General features: G+C 43.8%; 21 protein-coding genes. 11 read left to right on the forward strand and 10 right to left on the reverse strand.

All coding sequences use genetic code 11. From position 1 onward, the window contains the following. Positions 1–50: 50 nt before the first annotated feature. The gene (locus ACZIX4_RS08430) at positions 51–320 is read right to left on the reverse strand and encodes a hypothetical protein (protein WP_463335190.1); all 270 of its coding nucleotides are present in this window, start codon (positions 318–320) and stop codon (positions 51–53) included. A 23-nt stretch (positions 321–343) separates the two neighbouring features. Next, entirely contained in the window at positions 344–604 is a 261-nt protein-coding gene (locus ACZIX4_RS08435) for a hypothetical protein (RefSeq protein WP_463335191.1), read from the reverse strand. A 142-nt stretch (positions 605–746) separates the two neighbouring features. On the opposite strand from ACZIX4_RS08435, the gene ACZIX4_RS08440 reads away from it, so the two are divergent. Beyond that, positions 747–2,090 carry a DEAD/DEAH box helicase gene (locus ACZIX4_RS08440; RefSeq protein WP_463335192.1) on the forward strand — a complete coding sequence of 448 codons (1,344 nt, stop codon included), beginning with the start codon at positions 747–749 and terminating at the stop codon, positions 2,088–2,090. Positions 2,091–2,384: 294 nt separating this feature from the next. On the opposite strand, the gene ACZIX4_RS08445 is transcribed toward ACZIX4_RS08440, so the two are convergent. Beyond that, complete coding sequence (locus ACZIX4_RS08445) at positions 2,385–4,730, reverse strand: ATP-dependent helicase (protein ID WP_463335193.1); 2,346 nt, start codon at positions 4,728–4,730, stop codon at positions 2,385–2,387. 163 nt (positions 4,731–4,893) lie between these two features. On the opposite strand from ACZIX4_RS08445, the gene ACZIX4_RS08450 reads away from it, so the two are divergent. Beyond that, the gene (locus ACZIX4_RS08450; RefSeq protein WP_463335194.1) at positions 4,894–5,421 is read left to right on the forward strand and encodes a DUF7935 family protein; all 528 of its coding nucleotides are present in this window, start codon (positions 4,894–4,896) and stop codon (positions 5,419–5,421) included. Between the two features lie 110 nt (positions 5,422–5,531). Here ACZIX4_RS08450 and ACZIX4_RS08455 read toward each other — a convergent pair whose 3' ends face one another. After that, on the reverse strand, positions 5,532–6,638 hold the full coding sequence (locus ACZIX4_RS08455; protein ID WP_463335195.1) for a lactonase family protein: 1,107 nt from the start codon (positions 6,636–6,638) through the stop codon (positions 5,532–5,534). 117 nt (positions 6,639–6,755) lie between these two features. Here ACZIX4_RS08455 and ACZIX4_RS08460 point away from each other — a divergent pair, with 117 nt between their 5' ends. The 5 genes from ACZIX4_RS08460 to ACZIX4_RS08480 are packed head-to-tail and all read left to right on the forward strand — an operon-like array spanning position 6,756 to position 11,361. Next, positions 6,756–8,681: a BatA domain-containing protein gene (locus ACZIX4_RS08460; protein ID WP_463335196.1), complete on the forward strand. Its 1,926-nt coding sequence runs from the start codon at positions 6,756–6,758 to the stop codon at positions 8,679–8,681. Position 8,682: 1 nt separating this feature from the next. Next, complete coding sequence (locus tag ACZIX4_RS08465; protein WP_463335197.1) at positions 8,683–9,936, forward strand: dihydroorotase; 1,254 nt, start codon at positions 8,683–8,685, stop codon at positions 9,934–9,936. A gap of 4 nt (positions 9,937–9,940) precedes the next feature. After that, complete coding sequence (locus tag ACZIX4_RS08470) at positions 9,941–10,390, forward strand: hypothetical protein (protein ID WP_463335198.1); 450 nt, start codon at positions 9,941–9,943, stop codon at positions 10,388–10,390. Positions 10,391–10,393: 3 nt separating this feature from the next. Then, complete coding sequence (locus tag ACZIX4_RS08475; RefSeq protein WP_463335199.1) at positions 10,394–10,720, forward strand: hypothetical protein; 327 nt, start codon at positions 10,394–10,396, stop codon at positions 10,718–10,720. A gap of 2 nt (positions 10,721–10,722) precedes the next feature. Beyond that, complete coding sequence (locus tag ACZIX4_RS08480; protein ID WP_463335200.1) at positions 10,723–11,361, forward strand: alpha/beta hydrolase; 639 nt, start codon at positions 10,723–10,725, stop codon at positions 11,359–11,361. 57 nt (positions 11,362–11,418) lie between these two features. On the opposite strand, the gene ACZIX4_RS08485 is transcribed toward ACZIX4_RS08480, so the two are convergent. From ACZIX4_RS08485 to ACZIX4_RS08510, 6 genes are all read right to left on the reverse strand, one after another. Then, on the reverse strand, positions 11,419–11,976 hold the full coding sequence (locus ACZIX4_RS08485; protein ID WP_463335201.1) for a Smr/MutS family protein: 558 nt from the start codon (positions 11,974–11,976) through the stop codon (positions 11,419–11,421). Beyond that, positions 11,966–12,196: a hypothetical protein gene (locus ACZIX4_RS08490; protein ID WP_463335202.1), complete on the reverse strand. Its 231-nt coding sequence runs from the start codon at positions 12,194–12,196 to the stop codon at positions 11,966–11,968. Before ACZIX4_RS08490 ends, ACZIX4_RS08485 begins: the two co-directional genes overlap by 11 nt. 109 nt (positions 12,197–12,305) lie before the next feature. Continuing rightward, positions 12,306–12,776 (reverse strand): DUF5362 family protein, encoded by a 471-nt coding sequence (locus ACZIX4_RS08495; RefSeq protein ID WP_463335203.1) that lies wholly within the window; start codon positions 12,774–12,776, stop codon positions 12,306–12,308. A gap of 13 nt (positions 12,777–12,789) precedes the next feature. Then, entirely contained in the window at positions 12,790–14,034 is a 1,245-nt protein-coding gene (gene rocD, locus ACZIX4_RS08500) for an ornithine--oxo-acid transaminase (protein WP_463335204.1), read from the reverse strand. 130 nt (positions 14,035–14,164) lie between these two features. Continuing rightward, on the reverse strand, positions 14,165–15,142 hold the full coding sequence (locus tag ACZIX4_RS08505) for a helix-turn-helix transcriptional regulator (RefSeq protein ID WP_463335205.1): 978 nt from the start codon (positions 15,140–15,142) through the stop codon (positions 14,165–14,167). Between the two features lie 6 nt (positions 15,143–15,148). Continuing rightward, positions 15,149–15,703, reverse strand: a complete 555-nt coding sequence (locus ACZIX4_RS08510; protein ID WP_463335206.1) for a DUF1697 domain-containing protein — start codon at positions 15,701–15,703, stop codon at positions 15,149–15,151. Between the two features lie 67 nt (positions 15,704–15,770). On the opposite strand from ACZIX4_RS08510, the gene rlmD reads away from it, so the two are divergent. The 4 genes from rlmD to ACZIX4_RS08530 all read left to right on the forward strand — a co-directional run bounded on the left by rlmD (position 15,771) and on the right by ACZIX4_RS08530 (position 19,571). After that, the gene (rlmD, locus tag ACZIX4_RS08515; protein WP_463335207.1) at positions 15,771–17,183 is read left to right on the forward strand and encodes a 23S rRNA (uracil(1939)-C(5))-methyltransferase RlmD; all 1,413 of its coding nucleotides are present in this window, start codon (positions 15,771–15,773) and stop codon (positions 17,181–17,183) included. Positions 17,184–17,196: 13 nt separating this feature from the next. After that, complete coding sequence (locus tag ACZIX4_RS08520) at positions 17,197–17,727, forward strand: DUF6452 family protein (RefSeq protein WP_463335208.1); 531 nt, start codon at positions 17,197–17,199, stop codon at positions 17,725–17,727. Then, positions 17,708–18,499 carry a DUF6048 family protein gene (locus ACZIX4_RS08525; protein WP_463335209.1) on the forward strand — a complete coding sequence of 264 codons (792 nt, stop codon included), beginning with the start codon at positions 17,708–17,710 and terminating at the stop codon, positions 18,497–18,499. Before ACZIX4_RS08520 ends, ACZIX4_RS08525 begins: the two co-directional genes overlap by 20 nt. Positions 18,500–18,617: 118 nt before the next feature. After that, complete coding sequence (locus tag ACZIX4_RS08530; protein ID WP_463335210.1) at positions 18,618–19,571, forward strand: alpha/beta hydrolase; 954 nt, start codon at positions 18,618–18,620, stop codon at positions 19,569–19,571. Positions 19,572–19,596: the final 25 nt, after the last annotated feature.

Consider the following 19,596-nt stretch of genomic DNA (forward strand, 5'->3'; position numbering starts at 1 on the left):
GTTTTTTAATTGGAAAAGCCGTTCAGCAAAACTGAACGGCTTTTCTTCTTTTACAATTCGGCCACTTTTGGCTTATAAAAATTTACGTAAAAGAAATTATGTTCTTTAATACCGGCACTGTTTACAAGATGTTTTATCTGTTCTGCCGCTTCGGTATCTTCATCGGGGTCGAGTTCTAAAAAGGAAATAAATTCCTGTAGGTTATTAAACCTGAAACTCAGCGGGGTATTCAGCGAATACGTAGTGATACTATATTCGGGTTTGGTAATGATGCCCGCATTTTCAAATGCCTTATGTATTATTTCGAAATCGGTGTTCATTTAGTTATGGTTTTACACAGGCACTATTGTATGGTGCTGTCGTTTTTTATAACGTGTATTTTTCCTGCCGGTACGGTAGCAGTGGTGTCCTTAACTATGGTAAGCCCCAGTATGTTCAGCGGTATTTCTACAGGTTCGTCTCCGGCCTTAAATTCGGCTGCAATCCTGTTATAATCTGTTTCATTGAGTACAAGGCTGTCGCCCTTTTGTACATTGCCCGAAAATAAGAAGTCGCGTATGGCGGCTACGTTTATTTCGGTTCCGAGTGTGGTGTGATTAGGCATGGTGATTCTTTTTTATTTAAAGTTACCAATCTTATTCCCGGCACTGTTCCAACCTTTTGTTAAATGAATGTTTACAGGCTGTTAAAGCTAAATTTCTGCCGCAAAACTATTTGCACTATCTTTGCAGCAAAAAGCAACAATAATGCCTACATTTTTAGACTTCGACCTGCCAAAATCTTTACAGAAAGCCATAGACGAGCTTGGGTTTACCACGCCTACACCCATACAGGAACGCGCCCTGCCCGTAATTATGAGTGGCCGCGATATGATGGGTATTGCACAGACCGGTACCGGTAAAACCTTTGCCTACCTGCTGCCTATATTAAAGCAGTGGAAATTTATGGCTACCGATACACCGCGTGTATTGGTACTTGTGCCCACGCGTGAACTGGTGGTACAGGTGGCTGAAGAGGTAGAGAAGCTTACCAAATATATGTCGGTGCGTGTGCTGGGCGTATACGGTGGCGTAAACATCAACACCCAAAAGACGAAGGTGTATGAAGGTGTAGACATACTTGTAGGTACACCGGGGCGTGTTATGGACTTAGCATTGGACAACGTAATCCGTTTTGATGCGTTGCAAAAACTAGTTATAGACGAGTTTGATGAAATACTGAACCTTGGGTTCCGTTTCCAGGTGACGTCTATCCTTACCATGCTGAAGCAGAAAAGGCAAAACATCCTTTTCTCTGCTACCATGACTGATGATGTGGATGAAATGCTGAATGAGTTTTTTGAATTTCCTGAGGAAGTGTCTCTTGCACCAAGCGGAACGCCGCTGGAAAAAATAAGCCAGCTGGGTTATGTGGTGCCAAACTTCCTTACCAAAATAAACTTGCTTAAAGGCCTGCTTAATGATGAGGCTATGGAGCGTGTGCTGGTTTTTGTGAACAACAAGAAAACTGCCGACCTGGTAATGACGGCTATTGACGATGATTATTCAGGGCAGTTTGGGGTGATACACTCTAACAAATCGCAAAACTACAGGCTTAATACTATGGCCGAATTTCAGGGTGGCGAACTGAGGGGTATTGTTACCACCGATGTTATGGCGCGTGGCCTTGATATTTCAGATATTACACATGTCATAAACATGGAGTTTCCCGAAGTGCCGGAGCAGTACATACACCGTATAGGACGTACAGGCCGTGCTGATAAGGAAGGTACTGCCATAAGCTTTGTTTCGCCTAAAGAAGATGAGATACAGCTGGCAGCCGAGTTGCTGATGGAAAAGGAGATAGAAATGCTGCAACTACCTGAGGACATTAAAATAGAGGAGAAGCTGCTGGAATTTGAAAAGGATAAAAAGAAAGTAAAATTCCTGATGAAGAAGGTAAAGCTTGACGGTGGTGGGGCTTTCCATGATAAATCAGAAAAGAACAAAAAAGTAAACCTTGGTGGCCCGGGTAAAACCAAGCCGCGAAAAACTGCCCCGCGTAACCGTGCCGTAGAAGCAAAGCGTGCCGCGAAGAAAAAGAAAAAATAATTTCAATTGATAGCTATACGTTCTGTCATTGCGAGGAAGAACGACGAAGCAATCTTATAAAAAAGCTAAACTACCAGTTTTACAACGATGAGATTACTTCGTTCCTCGCAATGACGGCTTCGGATTTGACTGTAATTTAGAATATATAAACCACAAACGCCCGTTATTAACAGGCGTTTGTGGTTTATATATAATCTCATTTGAGGTATATTAAAAGATTTACACTTTTCGGTATTTAATTAGTCATTTTTAAAGGTTCAGGACTTTATGACTTTCGACTTTACAACTTTTGACTTACCCTATTACATCCAGCTTCGCGAAGCGCAGCAGCAGTTTTTTAATGCCACCTACTTCAAAGCTGATTTCGGCTTTACGGTCGGCACCAACGCCTTCCATGTTAAGCACTTTTCCTTTACCAAAGCGTTCGTGCAGTACGATATTCCCTATTTGCAGCTTGCTGTCCGAAAGTACCGGGCCGCTTGTTGCAGCTGGGCCATTGCCTGCCATAGGCTTCAGTCGGCGGATGGGCATATCATGTTTCGGTTCGTCACCCGTAACCCACTTGGGCGGGGTACCGTTTACCGGTTTGCTCTGGCGTAATTTCGACTTATCCACATCGCCAAAAATATCGGTATTGATCATTGGCTTGTAGCGGTAGTTGGTTTCCACCGGGGTAAGGTATTCCAGGAATTTTGAATTGATTTCTTCAATAAAGCGGCTCGGTTCGCTGTCCACCAGCTTGCCCCAGCGGTAACGGCTCTGGGCATAGGTAAGGTACGCCTGGTGCTCGGCACGGGTAAGGGCCACGTAAAACAGGCGGCGTTCCTCCTCCAGTTCGCTGCGGGTATTCTGGCTCATAGCACTCGGAAACAGGTCTTCCTCCATACCCACAATGAACACGTGCGGGAATTCAAGGCCCTTTGCAAGGTGTATGGTCATCAGCGCCACACGGTCGTCATCGCCGGTATCTTTATCAAGGTCGGTAGCCAGGGCCACATCTTCAAGAAATTCCGAAAGCGCACCACGTGCACCGTCTACTTCCTTCTGGCCTTCAATAAAGTCGCGCATACCGTTCAGTAGCTCTTCAATGTTTTCTATACGGGCAATACCTTCGGGCGTGGCATCCTTTTTAAGCTCCTGCACAAGGCCGGTCTTTTTGGTCACCATATCGGCAAGGTAGAAAGCATCCTGCGTTTCATTGGCAACCTGGAAACTCTTTATCATCATCACAAAGTCCTGTAGCTTGGCTTTGGTACCGCTGTTCAGCTTCAGGTCTATACGGTCCAGGTTTTCCATCACCTCATATATAGAGCGGCCATAATGGTTAGCCGCCACGGTAAGCTTATCTATGGTAGTATCGCCTATGCCCCTTGCAGGGTAGTTGATAACACGCACCAGTGCTTCCTCGTCCTTAGGGTTTATTACAAGGCGCAGGTAGGCCAGCACGTCCTTGATTTCCTTGCGTTGGTAAAACGAAAGCCCACCGTAAATACGGTACGGGATATCGCGCTTGCGCAAAGCATCTTCTATGGCGCGGCTCTGGGCATTGGTACGGTACAGCACAGCGAAGTTATTGTTCTTCAGCTGCTTTTGCATCTGCTGCTCAAAAATGGTGCTCGCTATAAAACGGCCTTCCTCAGCATCGGTAAGGCTGCGGTGTACCTTAATCAGCGGGCCGTCGTCATTAGCCGTCCACACCACCTTATCCAGTTTTACCTTGTTGTGATCAATAATGGCGTTGGCAGCTTCTACAATATTGCGGGTAGAGCGGTAGTTTTGCTCCAGGCGGTACATTTGCACCCCGTCATAATCCTTCTGGAAGTTCAGGATGTTGTTAATGTTCGCCCCACGGAAAGCGTAGATACTCTGGGCATCATCACCCACCACGCAGATGTTCTGGTACTTATCTGATAGCGCACGTACTATAAGGTACTGGCTGTGGTTTGTATCCTGGTACTCATCTACCAGGATATATTTAAAGCGTTCCTGGTACTTGGCAAGCACTTCGGGGAAACGGTTCAGCAGTTCATTGGTACGCAGCAGCAGGTCGTCAAAGTCCATAGCTCCCGACTTAAAGCAACGGTCTACATAGTGCTGGTAAATTTCGCCCAAACGTGGCTTCTTGCTCATTGCATCGGCCTCCTGTAGCTCGGGGTTGTTAAAGTATGCCTTTACGGTAATCAGGCTGTTTTTGTATGATGATATACGGCTGAGTACCTGCTTTGGCTTGTACACGTCCTTGTCCAGCTGCATTTCTTTAATGATGGATGAAATAAGGCGTACACTGTCCTGGCTGTCGTAAATGGTAAAGTTAGACGGAAAGCCCAGCTTGTCGGCTTCCATACGCAGTATTTTTGCAAACACCGAGTGGAAGGTACCCATCCACAGGTTTTTAGCCTCACCTTTACCCACAATGTGAGAGATACGCTCCTTCATTTCCTTAGCGGCCTTATTGGTAAAGGTAAGTGCAAGTATGTTAAACGCATCTACCCCCTGGCTCATCAGGTAGGCAATGCGCAACGTAAGCACGCGGGTTTTGCCCGAGCCTGCACCTGCTATAACAATCATGGGGCCGTCTTTTTGCAGGGTTGGAGCCTGCTGTGCCTCATTAAGCCCGCTTATATATTTATGGATGTCCATTCCTTCTTCCTTCTTTAACGCACAAAAATAACGAATTTCGGCGGTAATTTTTCCCAAAAATAATTGCCGGTGTGTTCCCCTGCAAAAAGTTATTTCGCTAATTTCGCTTCTCGCAAAAACATAGCGTATTTACAATAAAAATAGCAACAGTATATCATAAACCATGAACATCAATAAATTTTTAGAACTGCTTTTTACTGCACTCCCGGCCGTAGTGGTAGGTGTGGTAGCGTATTACCTTTTCCAATCTTTTTTCCAGAATGAAGACCGCCGCCGTCGCTATGCGTTGCACAGGGATGCCCAAAAGCATGCCCTGCCGTTAAGGCTACAGGCATATGAAAGGCTTACGCTGCTGCTGGAGCGTATAGACCCTACGCGCCTGCTTATTCGCCTTACCCCACAGAGCAGCGATAAATCGGAATATGAAAACTACATCATAGCCCAGATAGAACTGGAATACGAGCACAACCTTACCCAGCAGGTGTATGTATCTGCCGAGTGCTGGAACGTGATTACCACAGCCAAGAACGCTACCATACAGACGATACGTAAAACCAACATGAGCCCACGTATAGACAGTGCCAACAAACTACGTGAGGAATTGCTAAGCGACCTTTTTGAAAAACAAAGCCCAAGCAGCATAGCCCTTGCCCATCTTAAACTGGAGGTAAGCCAACTATGGAATGAATAGGCTGTTTCAATAAATAACACAAACGCCCGCTTTAGTTTCAAAGCGGGCGTTTGTGTTTTATAATATTACGGTGAAGCTAAATCTGAATTCTGAAATCTACCTTCTAAAATCTATTTATTAGGAGTAAATACCAGACAAACCGGTTGGCACAGCTCTATCTTTCTGTTAGTATAGCTTAGGAAGCCGGTAGTTTTATCACGTTTAAAGATAGCAATGTTGTTAGTGTTCTGGTTGGCTACCAGTACAAAAGCGTCATTAGGGCCAATGATAAAGTTACGCGGGCCACTGCCTTGTGTGCTTATCTGTTGTACAAGGCTTAGCAGGCCATTAGCATGTACACGGTATACTGCAATGGTATTGGCATCGCCACGATTAGTAGCATATATAAACTTGGCATCATTACTAAAGTGGATATCAGCAGCGCCGTGCTTACCGTTTAGCAGGTTAGGGGTAACATTCACTTCCTGTACGTTAGTCAGCTTGTCGTTAGTGTAATCCAGTGTGGTAAGGGTACCATCAAGCTCCTGAAGCACGTGTACAAAAGTACCGTTCGGGTTAAATACCAAATGGCGTGGGCCACTGCCTGCTTTCAGGGTAAAAGCATCTTTAAATATAAGTGTCTTGGCGCCGCCGTTAGGGTTATAGCTGTACATGTACACTTTATCGGTACCCAGGTCATTGGCAAAAACATACTTATTATCAGGGCTAAAGTACACCATGTGTACGTGTGGGCCTTCCTGGCGGTTTTTGTCCGGGCCGGTGCCGCTGTGTTTTACTACCTGTTTGGCATCGCCAAGGCTGCCGTCTGCTTTACGCTCAAAAACACCTATGGTACCACCGCTGTAGTTGGCTACAATCACGTTTTTATCGTCATTGATTATGTAGCATGGGTCGGCACCACCGCTGTCTTTTTTATTGATAAAATCCAGCTTGCCTGTGGCAGGGGTATATTTAAAAGCGCTCACGGTACTTTTGGCACCGTCTTCGTTAACGCTGTAAATGTATTTTTTGTCTTTTGTTACGGTAAGGTAGCTAGGGTTTATAACACCTTCGGTATTCGATTTTAGCTTAAATTCCAGTGTGTTAACATTGAAATCGTATACGTATATCCCTTTGCTTTGGCAGGCATTGGTGTATGTTCCCACAACAAGGTTATAGTTATCCTGCGCTGTGGCAACCGTTACAGCAAATAAAGCTAAGGCTTTGATTAATTTCATAGTAGGCAATTTAGTGATTGCAAAAGTAACTTATTTAAATGTTATGTGAAATTTGCGCAGTGTTTTTACGTTTTCAATTCAGATAAAAATGCTTATTTTTGACAAACTTTCGAGCGAATGCAGTTTAAACACCCGGACATTTTATACTTCTTATTCCTGCTTATCATCCCGATATTGGTACACCTGTTTCAGTTGCGCCGCTTTAAAAAGCAGTATTTCACCAATGTCCGTTTCCTTAAAGAGCTTAATATGCAAACCCGTAAAAGCTCGGTCATTAAAAAATGGCTGTTGCTTGCTACGCGTTTATTGCTGCTTGCTGCGCTTATTATAGCCTTTGCCCAACCGTATTTTAAGGCGAAAGATGATGATAAAACGGGTAATGAGCTGGTAATATTGCTCGATAATTCATTCTCCATGCAGGCAAAAGGCAGCCGTGGCGAACTCCTGAAACGTGCTGTACAGGATATTTTAGAAAATACCCCTGAAAGCCAACAGTTTTCGTTGGTTACCAATAACGGTGCCTGGTGGGATACCGATGTAAAGTCGATACAAAAAGATTTACAAAACCTGCAATACACTGATGTACCGTTCAGGCCGGACTTTTTATTTACCCGTGCCAAAGCTAAAAATCCTACCACGGGCAAAGATGTTGTGGTAATTACCGACGGTGTAAGCTTGGATAGTAAATACGTTTCGGGATTTGAAAATGCTACTGCTTATGCCATTACGCCTGAGGCCGAAAATACCCATAACATTGCGGTAGACAGTGTGTACATTTCACAGGTTATGGATAATTTTTACGAAGTGAAAGTAGACATGAAAGCCTATGGCGGTGCCGAAGGCGATGTGCCTGTAGCCCTATATAACGGTAGCAGCCTGATAGCTAAAACGCTGGTGAAATTTGATGAAGAAAAGAAAAGCAGCACCTTTACCATTCCTAAAAAAGACTTCCATGGCTATGTGTCGTTAACCGATAACAGCCTTGCATATGACAATACGTACTATTTCAGCATATCAAAACCGCAAAAGTCGAATGTATTGGCTATAGGTACACCGGATAAAAATAAATTCCTGGGCCGTATTTACACCAATGACGAATTTAATTTTGTAGATACACAGCTTAACAGGCTTGATTATAACGGGCTGGAAAAACAGGATGCCATCATACTGAACGAGCTTGACGAAATTCCGCAGTCGCTTATTACTACCCTTAAGGATTTTTATGGCAAAGGCGGCAGTGTGATAATAATACCTTCGGCGGCCTGTAGCCTGCAAAGCATGAATAACCTTATGGCGGCATTTGGCAACAGCCAGTTTAAACCGTACACCAAAGGTGATAAACAAATCACTAAAATTTCCTTCAGCCACCCGCTCTACCAGACTGTTTTTGAAAAGAAGACCGATAATTTCCAATACCCTAAGGTAAGCAACAGTTTTATCCTTTCGGGAAATACGCTCCCGGTGCTTACATACGACGACCAAACGCCGTTCCTGGCTTCTATGACTAACAGGCTGGGTAATGTATATGTGTTTGCTGCACCGGTTAATAAAACGAATACCAATTTCCAGAACTCGCCGCTTATAGTACCTACATTTTATAATATGGGACAGAATAGTGGTAAAACAGGCATCAGCGCCATAACCATAGGCAGTAACCAAAACCTGCTTATTGATACGGTTTTAGGCAAAGATGAAGTGGTAAGTGTAAAAGGCGATAAAACCGATTTTGTGCCTGCCCAACAACTGCTGAGTAATAAGGTGAAGCTTTCGTTTGGCAATTACCCTGAACTGGCGGGCAATTACAGCATTTATAAAGGCAACGAAAAACTGAAGGATGTAAGCTTTAACTATGCCCGAACCGAGAGCGACCTTAGCCAGGAAAACACCGGCGCTTTGGGCAGTTTTACCAAAGCCGATTCCATAGCTACCGTATTTAACGATATTACCTCGACGCGTACTGCCAACGAACTGTGGAAATGGTTTGTAATAGGCACACTGATATTCCTGGTACTTGAACTACTGATACAAAAATTTGTAAAATAACATGAACCTGATCTTTAAAAACACAGTTATCATTGACCCGAACAGCCCCTACCACAAACAGGCTGTAGATATTCAGGTTGAAAACGGTATTATTACAAAAATAGGCACTAATCTTCCTGCTGCCGGTTTTGAGGCAGTTGAACTGGATAACCTGCACATCTCTAAGGGATGGTTTGACAGTTCGGTAAGCTTTGGAGAACCCGGCCATGAAGACCGCGAAACCATAGCTAACGGGCTTGATGTGGCTGCCAAAAGCGGTTTTACCGATGTGGCTGTACAGCCCAGCGGAGCACCGGTGGCGGATAACCAGGCCGATATTTTCTTCCTGAAAAGCAAGTCGGCACACACGGCTACGGAAATTCACCCTATAGGTGCGCTGACAAAGCACAGTGACGGTAAGGATATTGCCGAACTTTTTGATATGAAGAATGCAGGCGCGGTAGCTTTTGGCGATTACCAAAAAGCGTTGCAGGATGCTAACCTGCTGAAGATAGCCCTGCAATATGTTCAGGATTTTAACGGGTTGGTTATAGCCCTTGCCCAGGATGATAAAATTAAAGGTAGAGGCGTAGTGCATGAAGGTATTGTAAGTACCCGGCTGGGGCTGAAAGGTATACCTACGCTTGCCGAAGAACTACAAATAGTACGCAACCTTTACCTGCTGGAATATACCGGCGGTAAACTGCACATACCTACTATAAGCACGGCAAAATCAGTACAATTGATACGTGAAGCCAAGCAAAAGGGGCTTAATGTAACCTGTAGCGTTGCGGTGCATAACCTGCTGTTTACAGATGAGGTGCTAACGGATTTTGATAGTAATTATAAACTACTGCCGCCACTTCGCCCGGAAGGGGAACGCAAAGTACTTATAGATGGTGTACTGGATGGTACTATCGATATCATCACTTCAGACCATAACCCGTTGGATGTAGAGGTTAAGGTGTTGGAGTTTGACCTTGCTAAAGACGGCACCATTGGCCTTGAAAGTGCTTTCGGCGCACTGAACAGTATACTGCCACTGGAAACGGTTATTGAGAAATTCACTGCCGGTAAAACTATTTTCGGTTTTGCCAATAAAGATATTACCGAAGGCGCTGAAGCATCATTCACACTGTTCAATCCGGAAGGGGAGTGGGTATTTGCCGAAAGGGATATCCGTTCTAAATCTAAAAACTCTGCTTTCCTTGGGCAAACGCTTAAAGGCAAGCCATACGGTATTTATAACAGGGGTAAACTGATTTTAAACTCATAACACCATGAAAAAACTATTTTCAATTTTAGTTGTACTGGCCATAACCTGCGCGTGCAGCAAGGTAAAGGAGAAAACCAAGGAAACCCTGAACAAAGGCGGGGAAACCGTAGGTGAAATGGCTACCGAATTTACCGAGGGAGTAACCGAAGGGGTTGAGCGCAACCTGGATTGTAAAATAGTTGTATCGGAAGGGTTAAAGCAGCAGGGTATTGCCTTGGGTAAATACCATATAGAAAGCGATACACTGGGGCACAACAATAAAATAATGGTGTACCTGATTACCGAAAAGGCTTTTAAAGGAAACCTTACGTTTAAGGTGATGGATAAAAAAGGTACTGAATTTGGCCGTAGCCAATTGGCACTTGATACCAAGGCAGGTGCGGCCAATTACTACGATGTTGTCTTTGATCCGCGTACCGATATTGAAGTTAAAAGCACCATTGAAATAAACTAAATAATGGACAAACAAATAATAGAGCAGGGTAAAGGAGCCGCAATAACCGCATATATAATGGGAGTTGGTGCACTTATAGCCATGTCTATGAATTCTGAAAACAGAAACCCTTTCGCGTCATTTCATATAAGGCAGGGACTGGGGCTTACCATACTTTTTGTAGCCATAGGCTATACCATTAGCGGTTTTTGGACACCCATGATAGCATTTCCGTTCTATCTTTTTATGGTAGTACTTTGGGGATATGGTTTTTATACCGCAATTACCGGGCAAACAAAACCCACGCCACTAGTAGGTGTGCTTTTTCAAAAAGTGTTTAAAAACCTGTAATCATGGAATTATCATTATATCACCTGGTGCGCCAGCCAAAAGTAAAACAGGATAAGCACCCACTGTTAGTACTTATACACGGTTATGGCAGCAATGAGGAAGACTTATTCGGCTTTGCAGAGGAGCTGCCGGATGAATATCTTATCCTTTCGGTACGTGCGCCGTACAACATGCCGGGCTATGGCTTTGCGTGGTACGCCATAAATTTTGATGCCGACATGAATAAGTTTACTGATGATGTACAGGCGGCACAATCGCGTGACCTTATTGCTAAATTTATTGATGAGGCGGTAGAAGCTTACCCTGTAGATAAAGATAATGTAACGCTTATCGGGTTCAGCCAGGGTGCTATACTCAGCTATTCGGTTGCGCTGAAATATCCTGAAAAAGTAAATAGGGTAGCAGCATTGAGCGGTTACCTGCATACTCCGATTATCGCACAAGATATAAATGTGGGGCAACTGCAACACCTGAAGTTTTTTATTTCCCACGGTGTTGTAGACCAGGTAATCCCGGTAGACTGGGCACAAAAGGCACCGGAATTCCTGGATACACTTGGTATTACAAACGAATACCACGAATACCCTGTAGGTCACGGCGTAGCACCGCAAAATTTTTATGATTTATTGAAGTGGCTATAGATTTTCTATGTTCTATTTTATATTGTCAATAGTCAATATAAAATAGAACATAGAAAATTATCTTCCCGGGTTTTGCTTTATATATACTTCGGTAGCGCCAAGGCCGTATTTCTGGTAATTGGCATCACCGAAAACCACTTCCTCATAACGGCCTAAAAGGTAATCCAATTCTGATTTCAGTACACCTTCGCCCACACCGTGTATAAAAACGATACGGGGTATGCGGTTTTTTATGGCATATTCCAGGTGGTGGCGTGCAGTATCCATTTGCATGTTAAGGATGTCGTAGTTGCTCATGCCTTTTTTGTTGCGCACCAGCTTTTCTACATGCAAGTCTATTTCCAGTACCACATTATCCTTACGCGATTTCTTATCGGGTACAGGATGTTTGCGCTTTATTGGAGTTTCTTTTTCCCTTAAAACACTACCAAGGCTTTTGCCTGCAAACAGGGCACCAAGGCTGCCGCCGGTGGGTATAAGCTCGCTTTCGGTAAAAAGCAGCTCAAAACCCTCATCGGTTATTACAGCTACCTTTCCGTCTTTTTTATACGATTTTACCGTACCGGTAAAAGAATCGTCCAGCACGCTTACCTTATCGCCGGGCTTAAACTTCATCGCTATCGTTTTGCTGTTGTTTTTCCCATTCCTCGCGCTCGCGCTGGTCGCGCTGTTCACGTTCGTATTTGCTGGGTACTTTGCTCATAATGCGCATAAGACCAACAATAAAAATTACTATGGCAGGAACCATTATCAGCACATTAGGCTTTTGCAGTGACTGTTCGTACAAGGCTAAAAAAGCACAGGCAAAAATGAGTATTATATATATTGTCTTCACGTTGCAAAAATAGCGTAAAGTGTTTACAATAGAAAATTGATATCGCGTACATAAAAAAAATCGGGCTGCTTTATAGCAACCCGATTGATAATATATTGTGAAACTATGATTATAGTGAAGCTGCGGTGCCTGCAATAACTGCAATAAACAGCATTAAGGCATAGAAACCAAGTACTACAATAGTAAGTATACCTACAAACTTATAGTGCGATTTCAGGTTTTGGAAAGCGTCAGTAAGTGCTTGGTTGTCGTTGCTTTCAAAAGCAGCTTTAGTTTTGTTGGCAAATTTGAAAAGGTACAGCACCGGGAAAAAATACAGCAGCGCCATAAAAAGGTAAACAAGTCCAATAAGTACACCGCCCGCAGCACCCAAAGTACCAAAAGCCCCACCCATAGCACCCATAGTAGAACCCAGTGTCATGATAAACAAAGATACCAGCACAAAAAAGCCGATAAAAATAAATCCGCAAATAGACAGGAACTTGGCCCATTTTGCAGTTTCCCTGATAAAATCCTTAGCATCCTGGCTAAGTTGTAATTCAAATGATTCAAATGATGATTGGGTAGAAAAATCCTCCATAGAAAATAATTGGTTATTGTTCAAATTGTTTTAGTGTTTCAATAATTATGTCTACGCAACTTTGCAATTGTTCTTCAGTCATCACCAATGGTGGTGCAAAGCGTATAATGTTGCCATGCGTGGGCTTGGCGAGCAGTCCGTTATGCATCATGGCTACGCAGATGTCCCATGCGGTAGAACTGTCTTCGGTATCGTTAATTACTATAGCGTTTAGCAAACCTTTACCACGCACTTGCGATACTATGTTACTGCCTGTAATGTAAGCACTGATTTTCTGCCTGAAAATTTTACCAAGTTTTTCGGCGTTTTCGGCAAGTTTCTCTTCTTCTACCACTTCAAGGGCTGCAACAGCTACTGCCGCCGCAACAGGGTTCCCCCCGAAGGTACTGCCATGCTGCCCGGGTTTTATAACGTTCATAATATCATCATTTGCCAAAACCGCACTTACAGGGTACACACCACCTGATAGCGCTTTACCCAGAATAAGGATGTCGGGCTGCACGTTTTCATGATGTACGGCAAGCAGCTTGCCCGTACGGGCTATACCCGTCTGCACTTCGTCGGCAATAAACAATACATTATTTTCTTCGCAAAGGGATTTGGCTTTGGCCAAAAATCCTTCGGCAGGTACGTATACACCGGCTTCACCCTGAATAGGTTCTACAAGGAAACCGGCTATATTTTTTTCTGAAGCAAGGACTTCAGCCAGTGCATCAATATCGTCGTATGGTATTTTTATAAACCCGGCAGTATATGGGCCAAAGTTTTTACGCGCATTTTCGTCGTTACTGAATGATATTATGGTAGTAGTACGCCCGTGGAAGTTGCCTTCGCATACTATTATTTTGGCTTCATGTCCGGCTATGCCTTTCTTTTCGTACGCCCATTTACGGCACAGCTTTATGGCAGTTTCTACGGCTTCGGCACCGGTGTTCATAGGCAATACCTTATCAAACCCGAAGTAGCGGGTAACAAACTCCTCATAGCGTCCCAACTGGTCGTTATAAAAAGCACGTGAGGTAAGGGTGAGCGTTTGTGCCTGTGCGGTAAGCGCACCTACAATTTTCGGGTGGCAGTGCCCCTGGTTTACGGCAGAGTAGGCCGAAAGGAAATCATAATAGCGTTTTCCTTCAGCATCCCATACGTATACACCTTCGCCGCGCGAAAGTACTACAGGAAGCGGGTGGTAATTGTGCGCCCCGTATTTGTCTTCAAGGGCAATGGCTTTTTCGGTATTTGTTTGTTGTAAAACCGGCATTTGGATTGTGAATTTTCAATATAAAAATCGTCAATTCCTTCTTATAGGAGAGAAATCATCCTTGCAGCTGCAAATTAATAAAATTTGCAAATATTTTTGGGGAAACGCGTATTAAATGTAAATAATGAATCTATATTTCGGTTTGTACTTCAATATCGAAATTATTCTTCTCTATAATACGCTGCAGGAGTGTAACGGCACTGTCTTTAAGCCATTCAGGCTCCAGTATTTCGGCACGGTCGGCAAACATAAGGTACCAGCGCAGCAGGCCTTCTTCGGCCCATTGGGTATAAAACGTCATGTCTATGGTATCGCCGTTATCCGTTTCCGATGAAAAACCGTAAAAATGCTTACGGCTGGTAAGGAACGGTACCGAACTTTTTACCACACGCAGCACCACTTTTTCTACAGGATAGGTTTCCCATGCCTTAGGGTAGCGTTCACGGTATTCTTTAAGGCTTACATGTTCCTGCTGCTGCACATTGGTAAGCTTTATAGATATAATCCTGTCCAGCCTGAACTGCCTGTATTCACCACGCAGGTGGCACCAGGCTATAGTGTACCAGTAACCGTTTTCATGGAAAATGCCTATAGGTTCGGCCATGCGGGTACTTTCGTTTTCTTTGCCAAAAGCCTTGTATATCATTTCCACTACCTTTTTTTCGGCAGTGGCTTTCAGTAAAGTGTCAAGGGCATTGGTTTGCGGGGGGATGGCTTTATGGTGGTCGAGCACATCTATCTGGTCTTCCAATGCATCTACCAAATCTTTCTCGTTATTGCGCAATACAGCCTTCACCTTAAATAAAGCCGATGCGAAATTATCCTTCAGCCCTTTATCGGTAAAGGTTTCCATAAGCTTGCCTGCGGTAATAAATGCCATGGCTTCTTCGGGTGTAAACATAACCGGGGGCAGGCGGTAACCGTCTACCAGCGAATACCCCACACCGGCTTCACCATACAGGGGTACACCCGCTTCTTCAAGCGAACGGATGTCCCTATACACTGTACGCAGGCTTATACCGAAGCGGTCGGCCAGGTCCTGTGCTTTTACAACCTTTTTAGATTGCAGCTGTATAAGTATGGCAGTTATGCGATCGAAACGGTTCATCACAGGCTATTTAAGGTTTTGAAGCATTTCCAGCAGTTTCAATGTTGTATTCCAGTTTCGCGTAGTCGACTTTAAACTCATTTTGCTTTCAATGAATGAGTTGGATAGCTTAGAGTCGGCCGCACTTTGTGACAGCTTCAGGTACATGACGTTGCCTATGGCCTTAAATTCATCATCGCTGCGGTTGTATTTTTTCATTTGGTCCAGCCCCTGAACGGTAGCTTCACCCGAAAGGAAGGTTACAAAAAACTTTTTCACGCCCTGGCCTTCCGGTTCAGGCCCGGTGTAGGGGTTGTTGTCTACAGCCTTTTTTAGTTCGGCTTCGTCTAAAATAAAGTTGAACACATCGTGGCCATACTCCTTATAGAGCAGTGTTTCCATTTCGCGTTTTATTTTGGCCTTGTCGGTTTCATCGGTAGTAAACACCACATTACCGCTTTGTATGTAGGTAGCCACGTTTTTATAGCCCACGGCTTCCATAACCTTACGCAGGTGTTCCATCTTTATAATGTTGTGGCCGCTAACGTTTACGGCGCGAAATAAGGCAAGGTATGAAGGCATGTTATTTGGAATAATGATTAATTACAAATTTATTTAAATTTAATGACCAATAACGTATTTTTGCCGCATGGGAAAAAGAAAAACAGACAAGATCGTTTTTACAAATGTTGATGTGCTCGATGCCGGTGCCAAAGGTGTTTCTGTAGCCAAAGCCCCGGACGGGAAGGTTATTTTTATACCGAATGTAGTGCCAGGCGATGTAATTGATGTACAAACCTTTAAAAAACGAAAAGCGTATTATGAAGGTAAAGCTGTACATTTCCATGAATACAGCGCCGACAGGGTAATACCGCAATGCCAGCATTTTGGTTCGTGTGGTGGCTGTAAGTGGCAGAACATGAACTACGAAAAGCAGCTGTACTATAAAAACAATGAGGTGTACAACCACCTTAAGCGTATCGGTAAAATAGAGTTGCCTGATTTCGAGCCGATAAAAGGCAGCGAAAAGAAATTTTATTACCGTAATAAAATGGAGTTTTCTTTTTCCAATGCCCGATGGATTACTGATGCCGAAGCACAAAGCGGCGAGGAGATAGAGCGTGGCAATGCACTGGGTTTCCACATTCCACGAATGTGGGATAAGATACTGGACATAACCCACTGCCACCTTCAGGAAGACCCGAGCAACGCCATACGAAACAGCATCCGTGATTTTGCAAACCAGCACGGTATGGAATTCTTTAACCCACGTGAACATAGCGGCTTGCTGCGTACACTTATGATACGTACCGCAAGTACAGGTGAAATAATGGTGTTAATCCAGTTCTACGATAATAATAAAGAACAGCGTGAACTGCTGCTGAATTATCTTGCAGAGGCATTCCCGGGTATAACTTCGCTGCAATATGTGGTGAACCAAAAGGCTAATGATACCCTGTACGACCAGAAGGTGGTACTATTTAAAGGACGTGATTATATACTGGAAGAAATGGAAGGGCTTACCTTTAAAATTAATGCCAAATCATTCTACCAGACTAACAGCGACCAGGCATACGAACTGTACAGCATAACCCGCGATTTTGCAGGCCTTACCGGTAATGAGCTGGTGTATGACCTGTATACCGGTACCGGTACTATAGCGCAGTTTGTATCGCGTAAAGCCAAAAAGGTAGTAGGGGTAGAGGCAGTTCCTGAGGCTATTGCCGATGCCAAGGAAAATGCCCTGCGCAATAATATTACCAATTGTGAGTTTTTTGTAGGGGACATGAAGGATGTGTTTAACGCTGAGTTTATAGAAACGCACGGCCACCCCGATGTTATTATTACCGACCCACCGCGCGACGGTATGCATAAGGATGTGGTAGAACAGATACTACGTATAGCACCGCAAAAAGTGGTGTATGTAAGCTGTAACTCGGCTACTCAGGCGCGCGACCTTGCCCTGATGGACGAGGTGTATAAGGTGACGCGTGTGCGCCCTGTAGATATGTTCCCGCAAACGCACCACGTAGAAAATGTGGTGTTGCTGGAAAAACGATAGACCCAAAAACGCTATGAAAAGATTTATTTTAAGTGTGGTAGTATTATGCATCATTTGCGGCTATATGATTAGCTGCGAAAAAGATGATATTTGCGCTGAAGGTACACCCACCACGCCAAATATGGTAGTTACATTTTACAACAGTGGCAACAGGGGGGCATTTAAAACTGTAGCAAACCTGAAGATTTTTGTGGAAGGTTTCCAGGATACTATTAATATAGGCAGGGTAGACAGTACTGCGCTGGTACCGCTTCGTGTAGATACTACATCGGTAAAATGGGGTTTTAAATATACCTTTACAAATACCTTAGGGGTAAAACAGGAAGAGATAGATTACCTGGAGTTTGGTTACACTACACGTGATGAGTATGTGTCTCGTGCGTGTGGCTTTAAAACGTTGTTTACGCTTAACCCTGATGTTGCACCAACACCTAACCCGGTGATTACTGCCGGTGATGATGGCGATACCTGGATACAGGACACTGAAGTAGTGAATCCTGAAATAGAAAACGAAGATGACACACATGTTAAAATATACTTTTAGCCTCTTTTTGCTTTTTTCTGTTTTAGGTGTATCTGCACAGCAGGAACTTAAAGTGGAAAAAGCCGATACCGTAAAAGTTCCGCTTAGCGTAAAGCCTACCCAGCAGCGCTACGGCCTGCGTGTGGGTGTAGACCTGCACAGGATAAGCCGTTCGTTTTACTACGATGGCTTTAAAGGAGTAGAACTGGTAGGCGACTACAGGCTTACAAAAAAGTGGTACGCCGCCGCCGAACTGGGTAATGTTACCTTCAATAAGCAAGATACACGTCTTGATTTTACTACAAAAGGCAGCTACCTTAAGGCAGGTTTCGACTATAACGTATACGAAAACTGGCTGGATATGGAAAACATGATTTACGTAGGTTTCCGTTATGGTTTTTCTTCCTTCAGCCAAAGGCTTAATTCGTATACAATTTACCAAAACAGCGATATTTCCACAGGTGATGAGGTGCCAAACTATTTTGATGATGTTACTGTAGACGTAAACCGCCAGTACAGCGGCCTATCGGCACACTGGCTGGAATTTGTGGGCGGTGTCAAGGCAGAGCTGTTTAGCAATATTTACCTTGGTTTTAGTGTAAGGCTTAACAACCTTATTTCAAACAAGAAACCTGCAGGGTTTGACAACCTTTATATACCGGGCTTTAACCGTACGTATGACGGTAGTTTTGGTGTAGGATTTAACTATACGCTTTCTTATTTTATACCGTTGTATAAAAAGAAAGAGGTACAAGCCAAAAAGCAAGAAGCTACACCTAAACCGAAGAATTAGAAAATAAATACATCATATAAAGCCGTAACCTTACCGTTACGGCTTTTTTGTATGCATATCAGATTAATAGTATATTTTTGTAAGCGCATAACCAAAATAACATTAACCTCATTATCACATGGCCAGAAATTTTATACCGGCAGAAAAACTGTATCGATACAATGTATCACGATTTATTAAATATATAGCGTTTGCAATATTGCCATTGTTTCCTGTGCAAACTATTTTCGCACAGGAAAATGCAATACCCCTGTACAAGGAAATACCAAACAGCAAGCCCACACCCGATACTTATAAAGAAGTTAACGAAAATTGGCACATAAGGTTTGTGAGCCAGCCTACATTACAACCATTTTTCCCTGAAAAAGGCAAGGCAAACGGTACTGCTGTAATTATATGTCCCGGCGGTGGGTATGGTATGCTGGCGTATGACCATGAGGGTATAGCTGTAGCTAAAAAGTTTAATGAAAAAGGTATTACTGCTTTTGTACTGAAATACCGCCTGCCCAGCGATGAGATTATGAAAGACCGTTCTATAGGGCCGCTACAGGATGCGCAGCGTGCACTGCAAATGGTACGCGAAAATGCCAAAAAGTGGAATATAGACCCGGCTAAAGTCGGCATTCTTGGCTTTTCGGCAGGAGGGCACTTGGCTGCAACAGCTACTACGCATTACGACAAGCCTGTTATTGAAACCAAAGGCATAAGCGTAAAGCCTGACTTTTCGATATTGGTATACCCTGTAATAAGTATGGGAGCCTATACGCACGGAGGTTCTAAGTATAACCTCATAGGTAAGGATGCTTCAGATGAAAATATCCGCCTGTTTTCAAATGAAACCCAGGTAAAGCCCGATATGTCGCCCGTATTCCTTATCCACGCGCAGGATGATAAGGCCGTGCCTGCGCAAAACAGCATCCTGTTTTATGAAAGTATGCTGGCGCAAAATGTAAAAGGCGAACTGAATATTTACCAGGCAGGCGGCCATGGCTTTGGCCTTAATAACAAAACCACTACAGATGAGTGGTTTGAGCGTTGTCTTAAATGGTTGGCAGAGAACAAGTTCCTGTAGTATAGGGCTTCTTTCGTTCAATACG

The sequence above is a fragment of the Flavobacterium niveum genome, from assembly GCF_055231775.1.